The organism is Acinetobacter sp. P1332 (genome assembly GCF_044057475.1).
Classification (GTDB): Bacteria; Pseudomonadota; Gammaproteobacteria; order Pseudomonadales; family Moraxellaceae; genus Acinetobacter; species Acinetobacter johnsonii.
In genome coordinates this window covers 24,665-50,780 of the sequence record NZ_CP171158.1, presented here as the reverse complement: position 1 = coordinate 50,780, position 26,116 = coordinate 24,665, and the positions used below count along the sequence as shown (strand labels likewise).

General features: G+C 37.4%; 23 protein-coding genes. 16 read left to right on the top strand and 7 right to left on the bottom strand.

The features are described from left to right. The first annotated feature begins 1,106 nt into the window (after positions 1 to 1,106). Positions 1,107 to 1,943: a ParA family protein gene (locus ACFN7Z_RS17835; RefSeq protein WP_032055048.1), complete on the top strand. Its 837-nt coding sequence runs from the start codon at positions 1,107 to 1,109 to the stop codon at positions 1,941 to 1,943. A 9-nt stretch (positions 1,944 to 1,952) separates the two neighbouring features. Beyond that, positions 1,953 to 3,014: a ParB/RepB/Spo0J family partition protein gene (locus ACFN7Z_RS17830; protein ID WP_005005876.1), complete on the top strand. Its 1,062-nt coding sequence runs from the start codon at positions 1,953 to 1,955 to the stop codon at positions 3,012 to 3,014. 44 nt (positions 3,015 to 3,058) lie between these two features. On the opposite strand, the gene ACFN7Z_RS17825 is transcribed toward ACFN7Z_RS17830, so the two are convergent. From ACFN7Z_RS17825 to ACFN7Z_RS17800, 6 genes are read right to left on the bottom strand one after another with little or no spacing between them, the layout of a single operon-like run. Further along, positions 3,059 to 3,886 (bottom strand): hypothetical protein, encoded by an 828-nt coding sequence (locus tag ACFN7Z_RS17825; RefSeq protein ID WP_005005878.1) that lies wholly within the window; start codon positions 3,884 to 3,886, stop codon positions 3,059 to 3,061. Next, complete coding sequence (locus ACFN7Z_RS17820) at positions 3,883 to 4,989, bottom strand: ParM/StbA family protein (RefSeq protein WP_032055046.1); 1,107 nt, start codon at positions 4,987 to 4,989, stop codon at positions 3,883 to 3,885. Before ACFN7Z_RS17820 ends, ACFN7Z_RS17825 begins: the two co-directional genes overlap by 4 nt. Before the next feature lie 26 nt (positions 4,990 to 5,015). Next, the gene (locus tag ACFN7Z_RS17815; RefSeq protein WP_005005884.1) at positions 5,016 to 5,285 is read right to left on the bottom strand and encodes a hypothetical protein; all 270 of its coding nucleotides are present in this window, start codon (positions 5,283 to 5,285) and stop codon (positions 5,016 to 5,018) included. A gap of 9 nt (positions 5,286 to 5,294) precedes the next feature. Beyond that, the gene (locus ACFN7Z_RS17810) at positions 5,295 to 6,590 is read right to left on the bottom strand and encodes an ATPase, T2SS/T4P/T4SS family (protein WP_032055045.1); all 1,296 of its coding nucleotides are present in this window, start codon (positions 6,588 to 6,590) and stop codon (positions 5,295 to 5,297) included. A 27-nt stretch (positions 6,591 to 6,617) separates the two neighbouring features. Next, complete coding sequence (locus tag ACFN7Z_RS17805; protein ID WP_005005889.1) at positions 6,618 to 7,427, bottom strand: type IV secretory system conjugative DNA transfer family protein; 810 nt, start codon at positions 7,425 to 7,427, stop codon at positions 6,618 to 6,620. A gap of 37 nt (positions 7,428 to 7,464) precedes the next feature. Continuing rightward, on the bottom strand, positions 7,465 to 7,911 hold the full coding sequence (locus ACFN7Z_RS17800) for a DotD/TraH family lipoprotein (protein ID WP_032055044.1): 447 nt from the start codon (positions 7,909 to 7,911) through the stop codon (positions 7,465 to 7,467). Positions 7,912 to 8,997: 1,086 nt separating this feature from the next. Between ACFN7Z_RS17800 and ACFN7Z_RS17795 the strand changes: the two genes are divergently transcribed. From ACFN7Z_RS17795 to ACFN7Z_RS17740, 12 genes are all read left to right on the top strand, one after another. Continuing rightward, positions 8,998 to 10,218 (top strand): hypothetical protein, encoded by a 1,221-nt coding sequence (locus ACFN7Z_RS17795; RefSeq protein ID WP_227518656.1) that lies wholly within the window; start codon positions 8,998 to 9,000, stop codon positions 10,216 to 10,218. Then, positions 10,219 to 10,506, top strand: a complete 288-nt coding sequence (locus tag ACFN7Z_RS17790) for a hypothetical protein (protein ID WP_032055042.1) — start codon at positions 10,219 to 10,221, stop codon at positions 10,504 to 10,506. A 10-nt stretch (positions 10,507 to 10,516) separates the two neighbouring features. Continuing rightward, positions 10,517 to 11,200: a DotI/IcmL family type IV secretion protein gene (locus tag ACFN7Z_RS17785; protein ID WP_005005897.1), complete on the top strand. Its 684-nt coding sequence runs from the start codon at positions 10,517 to 10,519 to the stop codon at positions 11,198 to 11,200. Positions 11,201 to 11,285: 85 nt separating this feature from the next. Further along, positions 11,286 to 12,161, top strand: coding sequence for a DotH/IcmK family type IV secretion protein (locus ACFN7Z_RS17780; protein ID WP_227518657.1), 876 nt, complete (start codon positions 11,286 to 11,288; stop codon positions 12,159 to 12,161). A 21-nt stretch (positions 12,162 to 12,182) separates the two neighbouring features. Beyond that, positions 12,183 to 13,706, top strand: a complete 1,524-nt coding sequence (locus tag ACFN7Z_RS17775; protein WP_032055041.1) for a DotG/IcmE/VirB10 family protein — start codon at positions 12,183 to 12,185, stop codon at positions 13,704 to 13,706. A gap of 5 nt (positions 13,707 to 13,711) precedes the next feature. Then, positions 13,712 to 14,593, top strand: a complete 882-nt coding sequence (locus ACFN7Z_RS17770; RefSeq protein WP_151835050.1) for a hypothetical protein — start codon at positions 13,712 to 13,714, stop codon at positions 14,591 to 14,593. 10 nt (positions 14,594 to 14,603) lie between these two features. Then, complete coding sequence (locus ACFN7Z_RS17765) at positions 14,604 to 15,179, top strand: hypothetical protein (RefSeq protein ID WP_151835051.1); 576 nt, start codon at positions 14,604 to 14,606, stop codon at positions 15,177 to 15,179. 167 nt (positions 15,180 to 15,346) lie between these two features. After that, positions 15,347 to 15,760, top strand: a complete 414-nt coding sequence (locus ACFN7Z_RS17760; protein WP_005005912.1) for a hypothetical protein — start codon at positions 15,347 to 15,349, stop codon at positions 15,758 to 15,760. 110 nt (positions 15,761 to 15,870) lie between these two features. Further along, positions 15,871 to 16,758, top strand: coding sequence for an HNH endonuclease (locus tag ACFN7Z_RS17755; protein ID WP_005005914.1), 888 nt, complete (start codon positions 15,871 to 15,873; stop codon positions 16,756 to 16,758). Between the two features lie 10 nt (positions 16,759 to 16,768). Beyond that, positions 16,769 to 17,968: a hypothetical protein gene (locus ACFN7Z_RS17750; RefSeq protein ID WP_005028615.1), complete on the top strand. Its 1,200-nt coding sequence runs from the start codon at positions 16,769 to 16,771 to the stop codon at positions 17,966 to 17,968. A gap of 61 nt (positions 17,969 to 18,029) precedes the next feature. Continuing rightward, a complete protein-coding gene (locus ACFN7Z_RS17745; protein WP_005028612.1) occupies positions 18,030 to 21,212 on the top strand; it encodes a hypothetical protein in 3,183 nt (1,060 codons plus the stop codon). 122 nt (positions 21,213 to 21,334) lie between these two features. Then, positions 21,335 to 24,127 (top strand): type IV secretion protein DotL, encoded by a 2,793-nt coding sequence (locus tag ACFN7Z_RS17740; protein WP_120384620.1) that lies wholly within the window; start codon positions 21,335 to 21,337, stop codon positions 24,125 to 24,127. Positions 24,128 to 24,167: 40 nt separating this feature from the next. On the opposite strand, the gene ACFN7Z_RS17735 is transcribed toward ACFN7Z_RS17740, so the two are convergent. Then, positions 24,168 to 24,320: a hypothetical protein gene (locus ACFN7Z_RS17735; RefSeq protein WP_270429215.1), complete on the bottom strand. Its 153-nt coding sequence runs from the start codon at positions 24,318 to 24,320 to the stop codon at positions 24,168 to 24,170. 441 nt (positions 24,321 to 24,761) lie between these two features. Here ACFN7Z_RS17735 and ACFN7Z_RS17730 point away from each other — a divergent pair, with 441 nt between their 5' ends. Both ACFN7Z_RS17730 and ACFN7Z_RS17725 read left to right on the top strand, forming a co-directional pair. Continuing rightward, positions 24,762 to 24,935, top strand: a complete 174-nt coding sequence (locus tag ACFN7Z_RS17730; protein ID WP_162900306.1) for a hypothetical protein — start codon at positions 24,762 to 24,764, stop codon at positions 24,933 to 24,935. 86 nt (positions 24,936 to 25,021) lie between these two features. Continuing rightward, positions 25,022 to 26,110 (top strand): DUF6685 family protein, encoded by a 1,089-nt coding sequence (locus ACFN7Z_RS17725; protein WP_005005924.1) that lies wholly within the window; start codon positions 25,022 to 25,024, stop codon positions 26,108 to 26,110. Positions 26,111 to 26,116: the final 6 nt, after the last annotated feature.

Here is a 26,116-nt window from a genome sequence, read left to right as displayed (position 1 = left end):
CCAAGGAATCTAAAGCTGTTATCAGCCTGATAATGAAAAAAACCACGCTTAGGAATCGAAAGCCATTATCAGTCTGATAATGAAAAACAACGATTAAGAATCGAAAGCCGTTATCAGTCTGATAATGAAAAAACCACGATTAGGAATCGAAAGCCATTATCAGTCTGATAATGAAAAAACCAACGATTAAGAATCTAAAGCCGTTATCAGTCTGATAATGAAAAAATCAACGATTAAGAATCGAAAGCCATTATCAGCTGATAATGAAAAAACCACGCTTAGGAATCTAAAGCTGATATCAGTCTGATAATGAAAAAATCAACGATTAGGAATCGAAAGCTGTTATCAGTCTGATAATGAAAAAAACCACGCTAAGGAATCTAAAGCTGTTATCAGCCTGATAATGAAAAAAACCACGCTTAGGAATCTAAAGCTGTTATCAGTCTGATAATGAAAAAAACCACGCTAAGGAATCGAAAGCTGTTATCAGTCTGATAATGAAAAAAACCACGCTAAGGAATCTAAAGCTGTTATCAGCCTGATAATGAAAAAAACCACGCTTAGGAATCTAAAGCTGTTATCAGTCTGATAATGAAAAAAACCACGCTAAGGAATCGAAAGCTGTTATCAGTCTGATAATGAAAAAAACCACGCTAAGGAATCTAAAGCTGTTATCAGCCTGATAATGAAAAAAACCACGCTTAGGAATCTAAAGCTGTTATCAGTCTGATAATGAAAAAAACCACGCTAAGGAATCTAAAGCTGTTATCAGCCTGATAATGAAAAAAACCACGCTAAGGAATCTAAAGCTGTTATCAGTCTGATAATGAAAAAATCAACGATTAAGAATCGAAAGCCGTTATCAGTCTGATAATGAAAAAACCACGCTAAGGAATCTAAAGCTGTTATCAGCCTGATAATGAAAAAAACCACGCTTAGGAATCGAAAGCTGTTATCAGTCTGATAATGAAAAACACATAAGATATGGACACATGTTAGGCATATAGATTGAAAAAGTTAAAATATATTAAAAATAAAGTGAAAAAGTATTTTAAATATTTTTCAAATATTGTATTGTTTGACTTTACTTGAAAGGTGATTGAAAAATGCAAAAGAACTCAGGAAAAACTTATATTTGTACAAGCATCCATTTTAAAGGTGGTGTGGGCAAAACAACATCTACAGTGAATTGTGCTGCTAAGCTTGGAAAATTAGGTTATACGGTTTTAGTAATCGACTTAGATAGCCAACGTAATGCAACAAAACATATTTCAAATGTTCCAGATATTGACGATATAGATGGCACTCTAAAAGATATTTTTGAAAACTATAAAACAATTAACATCCACGATGTTATACAAGGTCCAGATAAAACCAACTTTGAAAATGTATCTTTGATTCCTTGTGCTAAAAACATTCGTGATGTTGAGATCAATATTCAGCGTTCTAGTCCAGTTCCTAATGAAATTATTAGAAGTGTATTAAGAAAGATAAAAGGGGATTTCGACTTTATTTTGTTAGATTGTCCACCGCGAATGGAAACTTTAACTTTTAATGCTTTGTTAGCATCAAACAGTTTATTAATTCCATTACAGGGTGAATACAGTATTCAGGGTTTGGAAGATATACTTAACTCTATGGATGATTTAGAGACAAGCAATCCAGATTTAAAAATTCTATCGCCAGTACTAAACTTTTATAACAAGCGTAATACAGTGGATCTTACCTTGGCTGAAGATATTCGCAATGAATATGCTCAACCAAAATTACAAGAAAAACTGGTAAATAAGGAATTAATCTGTATTCCAAATGCTACGGTTTTTAGTCAAGCATCATATGTTAAGTGTTCCGTATTTGATCTGGATGCTGGAAAAGAAACACCAGCAAAACAAGCAATTAATCAACTTGTAGATCTAATGGTTTCTGAATACAAAAAATTATAAGGTGCTGATATGAACTTTAAAGATAAAGTAAAAAGCATGAAAAAAACACCTGTTGCTAATGCAACAGGGAGTGACGCTCAAGTTACTGATGTAAAAGAAAATACAGCGACTCCAGCCATAGAAGAGGGGAGTCTTAACCCACTAGCTAAGCGAGAAACAAAAAATATTGTTAGCGGATCTCATTTAGAATCAATCGACATTGATTTAATTGATCCATCACCTTATCAACCACGTATCATGAATAAACGTGTATATGAGAAGTTGCCAATTTTGGCTGCTGATATAGAAATTAATGGACAAATTAACCCAATTACTGTTCGACAGAAGGGTAATCGTTACGAGTTAATTGCTGGTGAGAGACGTTTTAGAGCAATTAAAGAGATTTTAAAGCTAAAGAGAATTACTGCTTTAGTTAAAACATCTATGAATGATGATAAAGCTGCTATAACAGCTTTATTGGATAATACTGCTAGACATAATCTTACAGATTTTGAAAGCATATTAAAAATCAAGCAATTATGTGAAGAGTTCGGTTATCCTTTTGAAAGTTATGAATTTGTTACTGAAAAATTTGCGATTGATAAGTCGAAGTATTTCCGTCTCAAATATATTCTAGACTTACCTGAGTTCATTTTGGACTCTTTGAACGAAGATCCTGAGCTAATTTCTGGATATATTGCTCAAGAAGTGAATACCGCAATAAATAAAGCTTTAGAAACTAAAACCGAAAAAGCAATTTTCGACTTGTTAAGACCAGAATGGGATAAATACGTTGAAGAATTTAAATCCACGGGCAAGCGTCATAAAGGATTTATAGCTATTTTGAGTGAAGAAGAAAAAGCAAATAAGGCGACTAAGCCTGAAAAAACTGAAGAAGCTACTACTGAAGAACAATCGAGTAAGAATAAATTCGATTTTAAAACAGATAAGGGCGTTAAATTTGGTTCTATGAGTTCTGAATGTGGTACCAAAGGTAAGAGTGTACTTAAGTTGCGAGTAGCCTTGGATGCCGATATTACAGAAGAGAAAGCTAGAAAAATTGAAGAGTTTTTTAAGAGCTTGAATGATTGAAGTTTCAAAACTTTGAATGAAAAAAACCGGCATTGCCGGTTTTTTTATAATAGATCTGGATTAAAAGTCTTGTTAAGCCAATCCGAATTACTTGGATTGGTTACTGGTTTTGATTCAGATACGTTTTGACTTGGTTTAGCATTGTTAATTTCGGATGTTTCGGTATTTTGAGATGTTTCAACGGTAGGGGAGTGGTCCTGAATGTTTTTATGTTCAGTATGTTTAGCTTCCTTTATCTTAACTGCTTTTTGAACAGGAACCTCCTTGCTCTTGATAGAATCAGTTACGGGCTTTTTAGGTGATTGTTCACTTTTCTCCTTACTACTTTCTGGTATTTGTATGGTGATATGATCAAGATACTTTTTTTCAAGATATTCAATATCATACACATAGTAAGCAGTATTAAACTTGGTGTATGTTTCAACACAAGTACTTAAACCAAACCTTAATAGGAAAGAATTGACAGAATATAGGCTTGCCATATCCTCATTAACTTCATACAACTTATAAAGGTATGAAAGCTCAATTAGAACCGCTATACCAGCATGTAAAACAGCAGTTATGTAATTTCTACGAAGCTTTCCTTGAGGATGTTTTTTAATTGAATTAAATAGTTTTTGATTTGCATTTTTATCTATTTTCATTCGTACAGGCTGTGCAAACATCTCGTCTATTTCATTTTGCACTGGCGCATTTAGAAAAATCTTCTGCTTGTCAGTACAAAAGATAAATCCCAAATACAGCAGACTTAAACTAAAAGCGTTTAAGTCTAGACCTGGTAGATTTCTATTAACACTACTAATCACATCAAGATCTTCTCTTGTTAAGTGAATTAATTGATAGGATAGTTGTATGTAGTTTGAATCTGTCATTTGATTTCTGCGTACATTTTATACATGTATTTAGCTAACTTATATAAACCTTTAGCATTGGCGTACTCTGGTGATTCTGCGATTCTTACGTTCGGTAAGTCGTACTTTTCTTTAATCTCTTTTTCAAGAAAAGCTGCACCGCCTCCACAAAATAATACTAATGCTAAATCATCTCCTCCACCGATCTGTTTAGAGATAAAGTTATTTAATTCGATCATGAATTCGTTTTTAGCTTGCTGAATTAAACCTGTAATATCTTTGGCTTGAGATCCTATACCATAATTTCCAGATTTTAGTGCGAAATCTAGCCAGTTAGCGTTAACAGTTTTATAGCCAGATTCAAGAATTAAGCTAGTGATTCGTTCATAGATGGTAAGAATACCAAGGTTACGTGATGTAGAACGATGGCCATCAAGCATGTTTCCTCCATCTAATGTGACTACAATATCAGTGGTTTTACCGCCAATATCGATTACAGCACATTCAGAACTTATTAAAAGATCACTATCTTCTGACCCGTTTCCGTGTACATCAATAATCTCATTAAAATAAGCTGTTTGAGCTTCACATTTAACAATATGTCTTTTAATGATATTAAGCGGTTTACCAGCTTTATGATCTTTTAAGTTGTAGCAAACATCACCATTGAGTAGAAAATTAGTTTTCATATCAATAAGTGGCATGTTTTTGGTTTTTTCAGGTGTGTAATAGCGACTAACAGGAAGTGAAGTAGCGATTGCAAACGCTCTACCATCATATGTTCCGATATGGTCAATATAGGCCTTAATTGCCTGGTGTATTAGTGCCTTGTTATATTCAGATGTCGGGTATTCATCTGTTCTGGTATCTAGAGGAACACTACTATTGATCTTCTTACCAACTGTATAAAGGTTTTCATTAACTTTAACCACATAATAGTCAGTAGATTCCTCTTCGCCAGTGAGGACTTTTCCTGAATAAGCAATACTAGGAATAGTCAGTTTGATTTCATTTCCATCTGGATCTAGACCAGCATAAAGCTTTGTACCGCCATGTCCATCATCAATACCTAGAACAATATAACGTTCTTCAATCGCTGGTTTTTCATTTTGAGTATTTTTCATAAGTTTACCTTTCAATTTTTCAAGATTTACAACGAGTAACGTCTTCTACCGCGTCTAGTGTATTTATTGCCCCCAAAAACTAAGCGTCTAAGAGCAGAGGGGATATAGCTGTATTTGTATTTAAATACTTTTTCAATAACCAATGTTGCTACTATCAAGCCGATGAAAAGCATAAGTTTGAATAAGGAAAACTTAATAACAACAGCTAGAAAAGGTATAAACAAATATCCGTTTAAACCGCCCCATAGGATTAGATTTAATCTAAATTGCGACCAGTGTGCATATTGATCATCCATATTCGCCTCTTAATAAATCAGTTTGTAATAGTAGTCTTCATGCAAACGACCAGCTTTGAGTAGATCGTCAGCTTGTTTCCTGAAGCTCTTACTGATGTTTGGATCTGAACCATCAGAATTAATCATTAACTCTCGAATAAACTTCTGTTGATCATGAATATCATCAATTAAAAGCAATTGTTCTTTAAGTTGAGGTGATAAAATTAAGTGTTCCCTTACAGCAAATACCTTGCCGTTCACATCTTTAACAAGACGTTGAGCAATCAATGTATAAACTGAACCAATAATGTCAGCTGCAGCCTGAAGATGTTCTTCATGCTTAAAGCGCTTCAACATACGTGGAATAATTTTGTCTACTGTGGTTGCGTGAACCGTTGCAAAAACAGGGTGGCCAGTTAAAGAAAGTTCTAGAGCTGCAGAAATTGTTTCTTTATCTCGCAATTCACCGATTTCAACTGCAGCAGGACGTCTACGCATCGCCTCTCTATTTGCATCCGCAAAAGTCTCGAAGTTATTGGGGATTTCGCTTTGACTAACAATACTGTGTGTGCTTTCAATTGCGTCATACTCGTATTCGATAGGCTCGTTGTGAGTTAAAATATTTCCACGAATATGAGTATTATTTTCCAACACATAGCGAATATTTGAAGCTAGTGTTGTACTTTTACCAGAACCAGTGATACCGCCGATGATGTAGCAACCATTGTGAGGTAGCGATCTTTTAATGAAATCTTCATCTAAACCCACTTTTGAAAAGTGAGGGGGGATGCCAGAAATTGTACGTAACGTTATCTGAAAAGAATCTCCAGATCCACGATACGAAGTTCGAGATACGTTCACACGAAAGTTATAACGAGTTTCCTTACCTGAAGCGTCTTTCTGCAGAATACGATATGCCTTATTAATAAACTTATTATTAATAAGGACTAAGTAGGCATTTTCATCAGCAATCGTTCTTAGGATGTGTAAAGCTTCATCACGATTGATAATACGGTGTGTTAACGAATATAAGTCCAAGTCTTTCATCATTGTGATGGGGCGATCTGGACTAATGAAAATATCTGAAGCACCATGAGCTAATGCTTCATATAGAAGACTTTCAAATTCATCGCGACTTTTAAACCCTTGTTTCGGATCTTTGTATGTCGTTATGGCTGTTAATGTAGCCAAACCAAAACCACGACTAGAATCGTAGTCTTTGCGAATGTCTTTGGTAGCTGTCAGAATCTTATTTTCAGATCCTTTAATCTTGTTAACATCAAATAATGCAGATTTTGCTTTTAATGTCGAAACCTTCATTTGCATTTAAAACTTCCAATTGAGTTAGCGAACTTAAGGTTCGCTAACAAGGTTAATTTTTGGAATTTGATAGCTAGGTGCAATTTGTTCAGGTTGGAGAATTGGTTTCCAAGTTTCAATATTTGAATTGAACTGCGGTAATTGTTGGATTTGAAGCAATTTCATATCAAGAGCAATAGTGTCTTGTGTAGAAGTAACAGCCAGTGATTGACTGCTAATTGCTGGCATTGATAACTTGCCCTCTAAAACAAACTTATGGAAAGTAACCATCCCCAAATAATCTCGTTTAAGACGATCTACTGCATCTTCAACAATATTTCGGCCCTCAACTAAACCCATTTCATAAGACTTAGCAGCAGTCTCTTTCCATATTTTTCGTTCTTGTTCGTTAGCTGGTAACATTTCTTTCGGAATGAAAGTCACGTAATCAACATTGCTATCAAGTGTAGGGAAAACAAGGTACTGACGCCAATCAGGTGCACGAGTACTGAAACGAGCTTGTTTCAAGATTTTATAAGTCTGCTTAGTCGTCTTGTACGACATGGCATTAGGTGTCTCAGTTACATCTTTTGATTCAATAATAACCGGGGGAACAACAACACCTTTGATCATGTAAGGTTTAAAGTTAAAGATTGTATCAAGGTTACGCTCTTGGCTTTTGATGACCTCACGAGAGTTGCTTAAATACGTATTGATCCCTAACTTAATACCTTTTTGCTTAACCAATTCAAGCATGGCTTCATAACGAGCTTGCTGTTCAACATTACTAACATGAACTTCTAAAGAAGACTGGTTAGATGGGTTTAGTAGCTCTTGTAATGAAGCATTATTAGAGTAGTCCATAAAAACTCCAGATATTTATAAAAGGATTTAAAGGGTGTTAGTTATAAGTCAATAAAATACTTTTATTTTGATGATCTAGAGTTATCGAAGCAGTATTTAAATATGCAGAAATATTGCGTAAAGCTTCTACACCCGTAACACGCTTTTTATTAAAATTAACAATTGGAAGCTCATGGGTAGGACCAGCTTCTACAAAACGGTATCCGTATTGGCTAGAAATACTTTTAATTAAAGGTATTGGATCGCCTATGTAGTCGATATTTAAAAGGTCATGGTTGATGCTACCTTGTTTCTTCTGAGCAGTTTGCATTTGAATTGCAGTAGAGTTCTTTAAATTCTGTTGTGCAATTAAAGCCTCTTGAGATGCTTCAGATATAATAGATAAAGGGCTTGCTACGTTTAATTGCGTTACATCACGACTAGCACATCCAGACATCATTAAACCAATTGCAAGAACGCTTAAAAGCTTTTTATTGTACTTCATTTTTACTCCGGATTAAGTGGGTATAAAGACAAAATGATTTTAGTCTAAAAACTTTTAAAATGCACTTTATTAATTATAAAAAAACCCTTAAAAGGTATAAAGCCGACTTTTAGACACTCGCTTAAACCTAATTTATAAGCTTTAACGTATATCTAAGGCCGTTCTTTAGGCAGTCGTACCTGGCCTAAACAAGACAAATCTGTAAAAAATACTCTTTTTAGGTGCATTGTCTGTCCAAAACAATGCTTTTTTTTAGTAGTACTTATCTGAAATGGAAATACAACGTACTTTTTTCAATCAATTGTAGAGAGTAAATGAGCTCTTATAGTTTGCTAGACGTCTTTTATAATCCTTTATAGTCTTATTCTTTCTTTTTATTATCTTTTATAATCTTTATTGTTCTTTTTTTAGAATAAATTTTATACAGAAAATAACAAACTAGATTTAGTTTATTTTTTACTTAAAATATTGTTAATACTGTAATTTATATTTTACAATATAGAAGTACATTAATAAAGATGTTTATATAGTTTTTTAATTAACAATAAAAATATTAATGTGGATAATGCAATTTATTTATAAGTCAGCTTCTTTAATATTAAATAAATTGATAAAAACTGTTTGAAGAAAAAATGCATCTTGGTATATACCATTACTAATTTAAAACTTTAAAGACATTACAACTGCTACTTATAAAAACCTACCCTATGGTTTAGTGCTGTGCATCTTAAATATAAAGTTTTACACCTTAAACACCAATTAAACTGCAATAATGATATGCTTAGAGTCGTATTTATCCCTAAAAATTTAAGGCATCAGCACTGGCAAAAGACTATTGAAACTACGCATATCAAGCACTTCACTGTAAAAAAGGCCCACTGTGTTTTTATGATTTCTCAACTTCATTTTTTTAATTTTTCCACTGTACTAACAAGAGAGGAGTCAAAAAAGACATTTGCATTTATTGGGCTTAAAAGTGAAAAACATTTTGCTTAAAGTGAAAAACGTTTTAACGAGTACTTTTAGAAAGGTGTTTAACGTTGTAGTATGTGCTCATGTTTTGCATGTGGATTAAGGGTGGTAGTGGTGAGCAGTTTTGAGAATCCTAATAGCTATCCAAAGACATTAAAAGAATATACAAGTCGTATAGAAGATTTTCCGTATTCTACTAAGACTAAATATGATATTGAGCTTAAGCAAAAGATTGATAAACATTTAGATAGTTCAGAGCTAGATTTAAAAATGTTATATGAAAACATATATTCTGAATTTAAAACTAAATCTGAAAATGGATATTATGCGGAATCTACATTTAGAACATATCGTGCATATTTAGTATATGGAATCGGTCTAAAGCTTAATGAGCTAAATAATGGCTCTATTAATGATGAAGATATAGATGCTGGTTTTGATGAATATTTTTTAGAAGAACTATATTTAAGAATCATTAACACAAAATATACAGCTAACAAGGACAAACCTAAGCGTACTTCTGAGCTGAAAACAAAGTACTTTGAACGCACGTTTTACAACTACTTGGTAAGAGAATTCGAACATAAGAACGAGAGTAACACTAGGGTTAGTGAGTTTGATCGGATGATGGTTGCTTTTGTTGATGCCAATCTTGTTGTTGGATTGCGTCCTGTTGAGTGGTTTTCCGTTTCATTCTGTTGTGCAGTAAAAGGACCAAAACTGATCATGATTGTGGAAAATGGCAAGGCTACACATGGTCGGGCTAATGGACTTAAAAGGTATTTAATACTTGATGACCTTAAACATGAAGATCAAGAAAAGATATACCTTTACTGGAACTTGCTAAATAGGTATGTGAGAAAGGTATCTAGTTTAAATAAAAGTAGTGGCTATACCTTTGGATGGGATGAAAAACAGACTTTTATTAAAATACTGCAAGAGCGTTTACGTTTAAGTTATATCAATTACTTTAAACTTAGAGGCAAGGTTTTAACTAATGAAGATCAACGACCTACTTTATACAGTACAAGGCATCAATGTATTGCAAATGCTAAGGTAAAGGGTATTGATAAGTTTGTGATAGCTGGTGCTTTTGGACATGCTGGTAAAGATACTGCTTCTAACTTTTATGGGCGAAAGTGGAGAGGCCATAGTGGTTTTAGTATAAAGCCTACTTTAGATTCTATTGAAAACGTTAATGGTAGCCATGAATTTGTTAAAACACTTTTAGCTAATAACCTAGATACCTTTTATTATTTTGATCTTAATATAGCAAATGAGTTTAATACCGACTATTATAAGGACGAATTAAAGTCGGGTTTAGTGATTGACTAAATGGATAACTCTAAAACTAATTTGACTACTTCAACATGGGGCTCTCCTTACGCTGAAGTATCAATAATAGGTAAAAGAAAATACGCAAGGCTTTTAAGAGTGTTGGTTGGTACGTTTGCCTCATTGTGCATTTTAACCGTTTTAACAACGCTTAGTTTTGTGGCTTTTAAACTCACCACAACAGATTTCGAATCTATGGTTTTTGATGACGGCACACCAGTTAAGTGTGTGCTTAGCTCTAAATCAGATCGTCCAATTCCATCTGTTATATATCAGCCAGCGAAATAGGAGTGCTGTTGTGTCTAAAGACAAATCTAATGAAAACGCTGAAATAGGTTCTTGTGATCCTAGTCTTTGGCTAAGAAAACAGGTGGATGAAAAAGATAAGGAGATTGCAAAGTTAAGACGATGGCTTGTTTTCGTGTTTTTCGCTTTTATCGTGAGTGCTGTTCTTGCGATGATTATTTTTGCTGCCTTTAATGCATACCCTAAAGTTAAAGCTGTTCAAACAGTAGATAACTCGGTTATCTGTCCAATCGAAGCATCAAAAAACCCTCGCGTTACTGACGTTGTTATTTCTGAATTCGGTAAGAGTGCAATACTTTCTGTCTACAACTTTGATTTCTTGAACTGGCGTGACGTTATTAACAATGCTGGTTCAATGTATTTCACTGAGGGCGGTAAAGATTCATTGATGAAGCAAATCGCTCAATCACAAACAGTTGGCACAATCGTACAAAACAACCTAACGATGCGAACTACTGCTACTGATGTTCCACAAATCGAAAACCGTGATTTACATGCTGCAGAACCTAGTTGGACTGTTCGTGTTCCTATCACTACTCAATTCTTTTTAGGTGACAAACAACCTAAAGAGACTCACCGCTTCATTGCGACAGTTACTATTGTTGAGCATCCACGTTCTTATCTGAACTACAACGGTATTGCTGTTAAGACAATTACGTTAACTCCAGCGCGTTAATTGGATGAAACTTATGAAATTGAAAAAATTATCTTTGGCTCTTTTTGCTTCTACTGCATTAACTACAATAGTTAATGCTGCTGATATGCCCCCGAATACTTTTGCGGATGCTCAATCTCCTTTGGTTGCACCTGAGGTAGTTGATACAGCATCGGAAATTGACAGACAGGTTCACAACCTTGTTGGTTTGCAGTTCACACCTGAGCAAACAAAAATAGTTAAAGGACTTTTGTTGCAACAAAAACGAAGCCTTTCTAGTCCTTATGTAAATACGCCACAAGCGAAAACCCGTAGTTTGGGTATTTCATTAAACCCTGGTGAGGAACCGCCAGTAATTCGTTTAAGCGCTGGCATGCTATCTACTATTGTCTTTACCGATTCTTCAGGAAATCCATGGAACATTGAAAAGATTTCTTTGGACCGTGGACGTTTCTCAGATGGTTTGGGTGAGCAAAACGAAAAAGAGCCAGATGAAATCCCTGAAACTAACATCCTTTCAATCGAACCATTAGATCCAGCTGCTTTCGGAAACGTAACGGTCACATTAAAGGGATTGGGTGCTCCAGTAATTTTGATGTTAGCTACTGGCCAACGTGATTTAGATGTTCGTGTAGACGCACGTATACCTGGTCGAAGCCCAACAGCCAAAGCTATGTATTCAACAGGCAATCAAACATCGATTATTCCAGATGGTGTGAGTTTGCAATTTATGGATGGCTTGGCGCCTGAAGGTGCTGTCGAAATGCGAACCGATAGTCCTAATGTCCGTGCTTGGAAGTTTGGTGGCTATATATATGTGCGTAGTAACTTTGGTGTTATTCAACCAGCCTTTTTGAGTTCTTTCCGCGCTAACAACGGTATGAAGATCTTCCGTTATGAAGATTCTGAAGATCTGAAATACATCACATTTTCAACGACTGGCGGTACACCTAAAACTGTTTACCTCGAAGACGCATTTTAAGTCATTAAGTGAGAAGTAAAAATGGATTCAACGAACCAACAAAATAACCCGAATGACATTGAAGAGAATTCTAGTCGTAGCACTGAAGTAGGTACTACCGATGAAACTATTATTTCTGCAAACCAAGTTCATTCAGAAGAAGACCAACCTAAAAAACTGAAAAATACAAGTATTAAAACTGCTAACAAAAAACGTGTTTTTGCAGATACGCGCTTTCGCGTTGTTGCAATTATTGGTTTGGTAGTAGTTGGTGGTTTAGGCTTTTTTATGTTTAACCCAATGGGGAAAAGTGACCAACTAGCTTTAGATAATCAGGTTGCTATTGCTACACCAGAAATCCAAGGACAGGGTACAAATGTTATCCCTCCTGAATACGTAGAATATGAACGTCAAAAACAAGCTGAAGAAGCTGCTCAAGCTGGCAAAAATGGTGAAAGCTATTTACCCGAATTTAAAACAGTTGCAACACAAGATCCAAACGGCGATCTGAACGATCAGAATTTTATTACAGGTCCAAATGGGCAACCTGTAAACGGTTCTGCAAAAGCTGGTACACCAAACATTACGCTTGAACTTGACCAGATGGCCAGAGCTAATATGGCAAATCAAGGTGGTGCTTATGGTGGCGCATTACCTCAACCAACTAGCGGTGGTCTACCACAACAACCACAAGCACAAAACGGTGCTAATCAAAACGCACCGATTTATCAAACTAACTACGCGCAACAATATGAACATGCTTCATCTGCTGCTAATGATGTTGCTAGTGTATATAGCCAACAAGCAGCTGCTAATGCAGAACGTAATGTTGCAACGCGTGAATTAAGTCAAACTGCTTTTGTTGATCAACTTGCTGCGTTTTCTAATACAAAGAACAAGGTCAACGGATATTCAACATATAAATATTCACACAACACTAAAGCATCGGAAGGGCAACAAAACCTTGGAAGCTTGAACGTTGCGAAAACGACTAGCGAATCTACTAAAGGACTAGCAATCATTAAAGCTGGTACAACAATGAAAGCGCGTTTAGATACAGGTGTGAATACTGATAAAGGTAAAAACCTATTTGCTACTGTTATTGGCGGTAAATTTAACGGCGCAAAACTTATTGGTACTGTTGGTCTGAATACTGCGGATATTGAATTTAACTTTACCCGTATGTTGTTTAAGGGCGAAGAGTATGCAATCCAAGTACGAGCTTTAACTCTTGGAACAAAACAATCGGGTATGGCTGATAAAGTCCAAAAACACACTTTGCAAAAGCTTGGCGGTATGGTTACTGCTGGAATCTTTGAGGGGTACGGACAAGCCTATCAAAACATTGGTACAACCCAAATCACAAATACTGGCAATGTTGTAAGCACGAAGGAAGAGCCAAACGATAAAGAAATTGCCGGGAACATCATTGGTAACGTTGGTACGGAAATGGCGAACATGGCACGTACATCAACAGTTCGACCAACTACGTATATCGTTAACAGCGGAAAAGTATTTGAAGTCTTTTTTGATGCTGACGTAACAACACCGAAAAGTAAGGGGTAAGCGAAATGTCTGATAATCAAATGACTGCTGAACAGGCAAAGAAAAATCTAAAAGATGCTGAAGGCAAACCCCAAAAAGGCGAAGGTGGTGCGAAGGGTGGTATTCCTCCAAAACTTCTTATTGTTATTGGTGTTATTGCCTTAATTATGATTGGTACTTTCTTTTGGATACAAATGAGTAAACCAAAAGACGTCAGCACGGCAGTTGCTCCAGAACAAACACCAGAATCCATTGATACTGTTGGTCAAGGCATTCAACAAACACAAGCAACATACATCCAAAATCAACAACCTTTAAAGGACAATAGTATTGCTGATGATACGGCGTTCATTGTTGATGAAAATATTGTGTTTAAAGATCCTACCACTGGTCAATACATGATTATGTACAAATCCATGTCGTATCCGATTGATTCTGATCTAGGAAAAGAGGCAATTAGCTTCTATCAAAGTCAGGGTACGAATGCACTTGTTTTATTACACCGTTTGCAAGAAAAAGAGCAAGCGCAAGGGCAAATACAAAACGGCGAACAAACTGCAGTTGCTCAATCAGAAACCAAAATCAAAAATGAACAACTGAAAGCTGAAAATGACGATCTTAAAAACCTTGTTGAATTGCAAGAACAGGCAATTAAGGAATTAAAGACTAGTTTAATCACAATAGCTAAAGACCAGACTAAGCAAAAGGCTTTAAGTACATCGGGATCTAAAACCTTATCAATTCCAAAAGGTGCAAAACGTTTGGATGCTTTTGCGGTTGTAGGCGATCGTGCTTGGATGACAGATTCTCAAAACCACACATATACAGTCTATGTAGGTCAGAAGATGCCAGACAATCGCAGGGTCTATGCTGCTGACGAAAACGAACAAGCCATTTGGGTGAAATAAGGAAAATAGCGTGGATGCATTAGATATAGTTAAAGCGATATTAAACATATACGGTCCACTACTAAGCTTTATACGCATTTGCTTTGTTGTAACGGGGTTGGTGATTACTGGCACGGCGCTTTTTGACTTAGTGCAAGCATCATCACCTCAACAAAAGTTCTTTGGTCATGGAATGAAAGAGCCTACCACTGGTGGGGCATTGTTGAAGGTTCTTATCGGTGGTGCTTTTGCATCACTTGGATATGACGGATATATCATTGGTGCACTAGGTTCTTCATTGTTTGGTGGTAATGGCATAGAACTTGTAACGGTACAAAGTTACTTGCCTGATGCTGGTGCTAATGATTTAGGTGCATATATCGTTACGGCGGTTGTAGGTTTTACGCAACTGGTAGGGATTATAGCGGTAGCTCGTGGCTTATATGGTTTTGTAGAGAAAATTGATGCTCAAGGCAATGCGACATACCGCAAAGCATGGGTTTTAATTATAACAGGTGTATTATGCGTATACGTTCAGGACGTACACAATGCCTTTGTTAATACCTTTGGAACACAAATAGGAGGTACCTTTTTTACAATATTTTAAACAATCTTCTTAAAATAGGGTGAGAGTTTCTTAAAAACCTTGTATAAGATATTGAAGATATTTAACGAGAAGTTTAAAATTAAGCAACTTAAAGCAATAGGGTTTTAAGAATGTTTAATTACAGTGCGGAGATTAGCTCCCGTATATTAAATAAAAGGAAAGTGACAATGGTATCATTAGTAAAACACTCAGTTCGCACTGTAAAAGCGACTGCATTCCGCGCAAAAGTAATGTTTTTAGCTTTTGTTTCTGCATTAATGGGTCAAGTTGCATATGCAAACACTGGCACATGGAACCCGGGTGGTTCAGCTTACGGAAAACACGCTGCTGGTTCTGATGCGAATGAAATCTTAGGCCGTGGTGAAACATTAGGTCAAAACGTTTATAAATTCTTAATCGTAGTGTTCATGGTGCTTGGTTTAGGCTTAGTTGGTACTGGTTTGTATATGATGTATACATCAGAAGAAGATCAACAAAAGAAAAAGAAAACTGCTTGGATCTGTATTATTGTAGGTGGTGCGTTATCAATCGTAGGCTTCATCATGTTCTCTGCTGCGAACACTATTACTGGTAAAGCGTAATATAATAATAAATAAGTTTAAAAGCGTGGCTTAGGCTGCGCTTTTTTTATTTTAAAAATAGTATATACATGTTTTAATTAGACCTTACTTAATAGTATTAAGGGGTTTAAGTGAAACATATAAACCGTAAGTTTGGTATTTTAAGACCTATTAACGGCGTAAACGACAAGCAAGAGATACGTCAAGATAAAACTATCCATGATGGTTTTAAAACCAATGAGACAATAAAGCAAATAATGTCTTCACAACCAGCTAAATGCTATTTTTGTGATTTCTATGACGAATACTTTTTAGAGCCACATCACTTAGACGGCGATCATAGCAATCATACGGCTGAGAACATTGTAGCGGTCTGTACGCTATGCCATGCACAAAACCACATCTTTGCACTATCACTGGAAAAGAAAGCTGAAATATGCGTATTGAGTACGAACATACCTCAAGAGATCTTTAATCAATATCAACGTTCATTACTGGTGTTATCGCATAAGTCTGACAACCAAGATCCTGAGCTTGCTAAGTTCGCACGGCGACATCGCCAAAGCTTGCTTGTAGAGCCGTTAAAGCGCCATCAACGCCCTAATCCTACAAAGATGTCTGAAGCAGAATACGCACGTAATATGTTTGAGGATATACAGGCGTTTAATGCGATTAAGACACGAGCCCAAAGCATTGATACCCAACTGTACTTCACGGACATTAAGTTCAACACAATGGCTGAATATGAAGAAGCCAAGCAAGAAGATATGTTGGTAGCGAACGTTGATTACGTAGACCAGCTCCGCAAGTACAAAGAGTGGTATTTGAATGCCATCAAAGAGAACAAAAACTTTTCTTTGTATCAACTCGCAAAAGCTTTGGAAAAGGTATCAGACGAAGCATACGAGAGCTTTAATCTGCCAAACCACTACATAGTATTTTCCCCGAATATCTTTACTGACGAGCAGTATGAGTACTACCAAACACTAGATGTATTTAAGGGTTTGGGTGATAAGTGAGCTCACAAAAATGACAGAATGCTTAGCAGATACCGAATACATAGATATGAGCTTAGAAGAGGTTATATCGGGCATAGTGTTACAGCCATTTAAGCCTGACATAGTGAATGATATAGCGGTATTGGATAGCGTATTTGAGACGGACATATTGAATGATGAATACTCATTTATTGGTCCATACATCTACAAATATTGGGAACTTGGGATAGATGCACTACCAAAGGAAACGCACGATCAGCTATCGATATTTCGCTTATGCGTTATAGGTACTGAGGCTTTCAACTTCCTGAACGATTTGTATATACCAACGACACGGGACACTGGCCATACATCTAACACGCTATTGCTACTCCATGTTGTACATATAGCGATAGGGAATCAGACAACAACTGGTGAAGACACAACGGGGCATTTTCAAGATCCACTGATTAAAGCGCTACTGTTGATGAATATCCCCGTTAACAGCGATTGTTTGCTGTTGGATGACACTTTGGTACACCTAAACAAAATAACGGCGCTGAGTGGCTTAGACGTTGAAATACAGGTTAAGCAAAGTGTGAGTGTGAAGCATAAGAAATTACTGAGCACCAACTTTGGATTTGACAATCCATTATCAATTATAAGCGTTTTGGAACAAAAGAAACTGTCTGAAGAACTGACACGCTACTTTCCGATGATACACCTACCAACGTCCGTAGAAGATGCGACAAACCAGATAGATACGGGCAACTTAAAAATGAGTTCGCTGCAATCTTTTTGTATATACCAAAACTTAAAGCTATCGGTGTCTAAAGTTTTCCACGAACAGGGCTTATACCAGAACAAAGAGATCTACATAGAGCTTGATAAGGTTCACTTCCAACTTAAAAATACAGGTTCCTTAAACTTCAAGGTGGGTACTTTAGGGGAAAGCCAAGAGGTTTTAGAAACGGCGTTTTGGCAACTGCTTAATAAGGGTTTAGTGTTTGACCTAAATAGTTTTAAGAAGTATGTCGAATTAAAAGAGGACGAAACCGTTAAAACTGATGTATTTACTAATTCAAAAAATGATAATATCCCTTTTAACAGTACCTTCTATGAGCTTTTATTAAGGTTGGTTTTAGATACAAGCTTAAAACCCTCTGTTAAAAGTCTTGAGGTCGCAATTCAAAAAAAGGATTTCGACAGTGCGATTAACGTTTTAAGAGAATTACCGTTTTTTAGTGCTTAATGCTTAAAGACATGTCTAATCAAAGATAGACGTAGAAAGGTGAATTAATAAAGGTGTTTAAATGAGTAAGAAGAAAGCTGAGAAGTCTGGTTATAATAAGACTGGTTACTCCAAGATTGAAATTATATTGATGTTATTCCTACAAAGCATGAAAGCTGACGTAGAGGATTATTGCGATTTAGAAACAGTATCGGACGAACATACGTTTGTCACAAAAACTGGTGCAATGATTACGATCATCGAATATAAGGGGATTAAGAGTTTAATTAGTGGTGATGCATTCAGCCGTCAAATTGGTTTGATGACGAGCAACATGCGTAACTACTTCAAAGACCGTGGACATACGATTCATCTAGCGTTCAAAGTAGACCATGAGACGCCATACGCCATTCATGACTTGAACGCCATGCAAAAGGCGACCACGGCGCGTTGTGCGATGAATCTAGACATCATCATTGATGAAATGACAGAAACCATTTCAGGCGGTGTATTTAACGAAAGCTGTTATATCGCTTTAATCTCTGAGCCAACCTTACTATCGCCAATCGATAAAGCTCAAGACTCAAAAAACCGTAAAAAGCTACTGTCGCAAATTACAATGCCAAGTACGGTCAATGCTCAAGACATGCTTAAATCATCGGACAGCTTATACGTACACCATGAGTCTTTTGTCTCACAATTCTTAAACTCACTCTCAACTGAAGAATTTCCAGCAATCTATGAAGTATTGAATGTTATTGAAGCTGGTCTAACGATTAAAAAACAAATTGCCTCACATTCAACTTCAGATGACTTCACCTTGTCTGTGCCGATGTTGAATACACGCTTACCGATGCGTTGGAAAGAAATACCATCAGAACATGATGCGTCACACGTTTTGTATCAACCGATCTCAGAACAACTCATGACGAATGCGATCTTACCTGGTACAAGTCAAGGTTCATTCTATCCAGTGGGAAGTGTTATCACTGACGGCGTTGTATATGCGCCATTGATGGTAGATATATATCCAGCTAAGACGAATACGTTTGAAACGCTATTCCGCTTACTACACCAGGCCAAAACGCACGACACTAACGGTAACATCCGTTCTATCCCATATGCGGTGAGTTACTGTATTACTGGTGATGGTATGGCTGGAACCATGATGAAACGCACGTTATCAAGCGTTATTCACTTTATGACGGCACAAAACAAAGCCATTCGTAATGCTGGTAACATTTTGATGGCCACTAAAAATGACCTAGATCAAGTAGACACTGTTGCTGGTCTGCAAATGACCATGATGACATGGGCACCGAATACCGAAGATGGTGTAAACATTCTTGTAGGACGGCGCCAAAAGCTTTGGAAGAGTTTTGAAGCGTGGGGCGGTGCAAAAGTCATGGAACAGGCTGGCGATCCTATTTTGACTTGGGCATCACATATACCGGGCTTGATGGTACGTAATCACGCACCTATTTCACCAGCACCGTTGTTTGATGTGTTCTACATGTTACCGCTGACACGTATTAACTCACCATTCCATAAAGGGCATCAGCTCAACAAAACCTTGGACGGTAAACTGATTATTCTTGATTCGTTCTCAAATGAAGTGACTGTATGGACGACTATTAACATTGGTAAACCGGGTACGGGTAAATCGGTCACAATGAACAAAGGCATGCTTGAGGACATCATGATGCCTGGTAACGAACGTATCCCGTTGACCTATATTGTCGATGTGGGTGAGTCAAGCCGTGGGTTAGTAGAAACAGTGCAAGATTCATTGCCTGAAGAGCTACGTCACTATGCCATCTATAAGCGTATTAAAAACTCAAAAGAAGAAGCGATTAATCCGCTTGAATTCAGTATGGGCTTACGCTACCCGTTGAACTACGAAATGCGTCAAATGACAGCGTTTTTAAGTTCATTGGTAACACCGCCTGAATTGAAAGGGCAACCAGCCAAAAACACTTCTGACGTTATTGGTGCGGTCCTACGCCGTACATTCTATTTTGCTGATGATACGAATGCTGATCATAAAGCACGTAAGTACATGCGCTTTGCAGATCCAGAACTAGATCGCATCATGGAAAAACACGGACTGATTGAGCCACATTCTGAACAAGGTAAGGATATTTCTTATTACGCTCTACGTGATCTTTTCCATTCAATGAATGAGATCCGTGGACGCACGTTGGCTCACCGTTACGCAATGCCGACTATTGGCGATATGATTGAAACACTTTCTGATTCATCAATTTTAGATGTTTGGAGTGATGTTCATATTGATAATGAACGAGCACTGGACTTTTTGGCGCATCAGATTATGGCTGCACAAAATACCTATCCAGCATTCTTCTATCACACCAACTTTGACATTGGTAACGCTCGTGTAGCTTCTATCGACTTAAACGAAGTTGCGACATCATCAGATCCTAAAACTACATCGCTATTCTTCCAGATTGTACGGATGTTCATTAAACGTAAGTTCGCCGTGAGCCGTGACGATATTCCAAAATTCCCACAAGCTTATCGTGAATATGCAACCCAACTGATTAATGAGCTTCTTGAAGACCGCAAAATTATGTCTTATGACGAATTGCACGTTGCGAAAGGCGATCCAATCCTATTAGAAGAATTGGCTGAAGACGCACGTACATTGCGTAAATGGGGTGCTCGTCTTAACTTGGCATCTCACAAAGTAGAAGACTTTAAAGACTTGGTGGGCTTTGCTACGGCGTATGTGATTGTCGATCCTGGTACACGCGAATCTCGTGAAGCTATTCGTGACAGCATCGGTCTAACTCAACTAGAAATGGATGCGCTTGGTTCAGGTAACGTAGGTTTCTCAGATCAAGGCTTAACGTACTTCAGTAAAATTAAACTCGAAAAAATGGAATGTTCGGGCTTATATACCGTTTCACTTGGTCCAATCCTTTTATGGTCACTCAGTACACATCCCGATGAACGTGCGCTCCGTAACTACACGTATGACCTTATCGGTGAACGTGGTAAGGCGTTGAAGGTCCTTGCACAATTCTATCCAAAAGGTGCGAAGAACCAGATTAAGACACGGCGTACCATGATTGAGAAAAATGCCAAAAATAAAGGCACGGACTTTGACGAAAACAAAGCAACTGCTTCAGTGATTTCTACCATGGCACAAGAGATGGTTGTTGAATATCAACGCTATGAACTTGAGCAAAACATGAAGAAAAAATTACTGAACCAACGTAAGTCTGAAGCTGTTTCTTCTTAACTCCAATCAGCTATATAGATTTGCGTTAATTGGTATATACATTGAAGTGCTTGGATATGGGTAAGGTCGTTAAACAACGACTTTGCCTATTATCCTGAAGATAAAAGAGTAGGTCGCAAAGTATGGCTTCTACACAAAAATACGGCACACAAACAAAGTTCAGACCTAGTTCGCTTAAGCGTGATACACGATCAGGCTTAGAGAAAATCCATTTAAAACTTACAGCGCCAGACGGCGCTAATTATTTGGTTGGCGTTCTTGGTGCTATTGCAGTTATTTTGTTTGTTGTTCCGTTTGGCGGTGAGATATTTATAGGGATCGCGTATTACCTATTAAAACGCTACACACATCCGAATGATTACTTTTTTGAGTGGCCATTCCGTGCGCCGTTGCATTCAAACTCACTGGATGCGTCAACTGACATTACATCACGCGTAAAAGATGACGTACTGGACAATCCAAAAGCCTTTTTGGAATACGCACGTACCAATCGCGATAAGCTACAAGGTGAGGGTGTGACTTACCTTGGTCGTTGCCGTGAAACTGGTCTACCTGTTTATGCATCCAACTCCGATGACCGTACACATCAAATTGTGTTAGGTACTACGGGTTCGGGTAAAACAGAATACATGCTAGGTAACTGTGCCAACCAGTACGTACAAAACTCAGGTTATATCTTTGTAGACGCAAAAGGTGATACCAAGGCTCAACAAGACCACTATCGTTTATGTAACCGCTTTGGGCGTAATGAGGATCTATTAACGATCAACTTCATTACCTCAGGTCGTAACATGCTACGTGCACAAACCGACAAGATGACCAACTCAATGAACCAAATGAGCAACACCAGCTCAGGGATGTTGATTGAATTCTTGATCAACTTGCTTGATGACTCAGGCGGTGGCGGTGGTGACATGTGGAAAGGTCGTGCGATGGCCTTTATCGCTGCACTTACACGAGTTTTGGTCTATCTACGTGACAATGGCTTCATTCAGCTTTCACCAAAAGTATTCACGCAATACATGGAACTTGAAGCACTTGAAGAATTGGTATTTTGTCATAACGATAAATACGGGATTGACTTTGAACGTGTGGCTGAACAGCTTCAAGGCTACCTCGTTTCATTACCTGGTTATTCAAGCAACCCTAAAAAGTTAAAGAAACAAGAAACCAAAACCCGTGAGCAACACGGTTATATCACCATGCAGTTAACCAAGGCGATTAACGACTTGACGTTTAACTATGGTCACATCTTTGGTGTAGAGCATGGCGGTGATATTGATATTTTTGACGTTGTACTTAACCGCCGTATCTTAACTGTGCCATTACCAGCTCTTGAGCGTTCACCAGACTCACTCAAAATGCTCGGAAAATTAATCATTGGCTCAATTAAACAAATGATGGCTGGTTCCCTTGGTAACAAAATGGAAGGTTTACGCCGTGCCATTATTGACGCACGACCAACCAACGCCTCTACTTCATTTAAGCTATTTTTGGACGAATGGGGCTACATCGTTATTGTCGGTGCTTCGGTTTTACCAGCTCAGGCACGTTCGCTTAACTTCTCTATTACGTTCGGTGCTCAAACATTTGAAGATATTGAACGTGGATCTAAAGAGGAAGCAGCTGCTACATGGGGTAACACGACCGTTAAAGCCATTGGACGTACTACTTCGGGTGCTGAAAGTACAACATACAAATTGGTTGATGGTTTTGCTGGTGAAGAGTGGCAAGGTAAAGTTAACTCAATCAATATGTATCAAGGTCTAGTATTCAACCGTTCGGTACCACAAACAGAAGTCCAGTTCGCCAAAGAAAAACGTGTGACAATTGAACAAATTGCCGGACAGCACAACGGCGAATTTACCTTGCTCATATCAACTAAAGGGGAAGGTGGTAAAACTTCAGACGTTAAAATCGTATCAATGTTGGCGTTCTATGTGGCTGGTGATCAACCCAAGTACTTACGCTTAAATGACCTTTGCCCAATCTTCAATATCCAAAAATCTGAAATCTACGATCCTACTTTAAAAATTGAAGACTTCATTCATGAGATTGAGGAAAAACACACGCTACTGACAGACAACAATTCATCTGCCAATGTCACGGCGCTTGGTGATTTTGAGATCTGCAGAAAGCTCAATAACACCTTGTACGAAAACAACAACACGGTAAAAGACTTTACTCAAGATTTTGTACATCAGATTCTTGAAGCAAGACGTCTTGAATCCATCACACCTGAAGGGATGGCACCTGGTCAAAGAACAGTAATGTCTTCGTCCACGGCGAAAGGTGAAATCTCCAAAGAACAAAAACACCGTGAAAGTATTGTTTCAGCACAAAAAGAAGCAAACATTAAAGACCAGATTATTGAGAAGCGAAAACAGTTCCAGTACTTCGGTAAAGATTCTGACATTTCACCTCAAGTACAAGCTGGTGCTTACAACAATGCGGATCTTGATGCTGAATTTAATATCTATGGTGAACGTATAAGCGAACCTGAACAGGCTCAACAGGAAAGTGATGTTGAAACTGTGACTCGCGCCGTTATCACACCAATGAACCTAGACAGCTACTATGATGAATTGAAAGAGATCCTAACAGGATATGACTTAACCGTTGCGCCAATTACTGAATATCAGCTTGTTCAGATACCACGCCATGTAAAACCTGAAGATCAGACACAATACATTGCGGAAAACAAAGCCAGTCTTGATCAAGCCATCTCACATAGCACTCAAAATGAAATGGAATTCGTAGAACAACAGTATGCAGCTAAGTTTGAAAAAGCTTTGATGAAAAACCCGTTCTCGCACGAATGCGTTACTTTTGAAAAATTGTTGGTGATACTTGGTTCAAAAGGTTCTTCAGCTTCATTACGATCAGGCATTACAATCAAAAAAAAGGATGACTAAACGCATCCATGTAGAAGACATAAGGCTGGTTATCCAGCCTTTAGTTTTTTTGGGTGAGCTGTTTGTACTTAATACGCCTTAATTCATCACTCGGCATGTATTGGGCTATTTCATATTCGCTCTTATACGGCGTTTCATTGAATATGGCCAATAACAACAACTGCGACAGCGGAATGGCTTCAGGCACCATCATTTCGATTAAGCGAAACTTTTCAGAGCATTCACATCAAATGCAACCAATAGCGCCGTATATGGAATGTGGCGATCTGCAAGTGATAAATCGGGGTAAATAGGTTGGTCCTAGTGCTAACGTTTGAAAGTCATACATATTCAAGCAAGAGATAGCTTTAGGTACATTGGATAGGTTCACGGCGTAAGATTCAATGTTTGAACACATATTGGCATCCAGTTTGGTTTTAACCCTAGTTTAGATGCATTTTAATATAACAACTTAGTTTTAACGTGCGTATTCTTAAACATAACTAAACCACTTCTTAAAACCTTGTTTTGTTTTAGGCTTAATCGGTATATACCATTTCATAAAAAGTTTAATGAACTGTGTTTTACCCTTTACAATCCTTAATACATCAATTAAATTGCCCTTAAATCACATCCAATATACAGGATATAGGCAATGACTAAAGAACAGCTAGACGACTTACAAACACTTGGAATGACTGACTATAAAACACGTTTACACGTTAAAGGTGTGCGAATTGTTGAAGTGCAACAGTACTCAAAGTCTGTCGATAACAACGCCGTACAACCACTTGCAACTAATACCACTCAACCGCAATTCTTAAATTAATTTTCCAAAAAAATACTTATAAGCACTTTCTGTATTAATATATCTTTATTAGTTTTAATAAAGCATTAATCAATGGAGTGCTTAAAATGTTAGACACTTTACTTTCGGTATTTTCAGCAAAACATAAGCTTTATAAGAATCTCAAGTTAAAACCCTTTATTGATACCCGTTTAGTCAATTCTGACAGCATCGCCATGACCGATGTTTTCCCTTTTCATCAAATCAAAGATTCTCTTTGTATGACTGGTATATCTCCTACTAATTTTGTACCAGGCAAAAACATTGTTTTGAATCCACATGCCAAAGATAACGATTCCATCAGCTACCTTGGTCAAGATACGCAAAATCATAAGCCGTTCTACATCTCTACCTTTGCTGAAGAATTGGCTGAAGTATTTAACCCGATTTTTGCAGAAATCATTCATCTTGAAACACCATGCTTACTTGACCTATCTGAAATTGGGGGCTTCTCAAATTCCAAGTCGGATTTAAGCCAGTACCGTAGCATTGATGATTTTGTAAAAAACGCATGCCCTGATTACATTAGTGATGTGAGTATGGAAAATTTAGATCGAATGTTGTTATGGCCAGAAATCCGTTTATTGAACTCTCCAGATACAACCACTGATCAATTTTTTATCTATGGCTGGAGTCCTAAGATTTTTGTTCAAAATGCTGGTGGATCACATCACATGGCTGCTGCACATTACTTGGCTAAGAAACTGAGCCAATGTGTGCCGATTCAAAGCAAAGTAAGTTTGAATCTAATCTCAAATAAAGCACTTCAAAACTTTGATTCAAAATACGCTGCGTTCGCCGTACCAGATGATGCATTGATTGATATGGGGAATGATTTATCAGAATCAGGGCTTGAATATCAGCTGGTGTTTTTCCGTGAACGTGAAGTTAATTTTATCTTCTTCAAAAAGAATGATCAGAATGCCCGTGTTATTTCGCTATTCAACAATCTGCATGCTTCATTGAATGGTGCATTAAAGACGGCGGTTCAAGCGCAATTCAAAAATGAAGCACTACTCACCATCATGAGTGCTAACCTCTCTGATACATCAAAAGATCAATTTTTTAGCACACGCCCTCACTTGGCTGAGATCTACAATCACGTTCAAAACGAAGTTTGTTTGAGTGGTCCTAAACCGACTAGCCCGACAATCTAAGGGGTA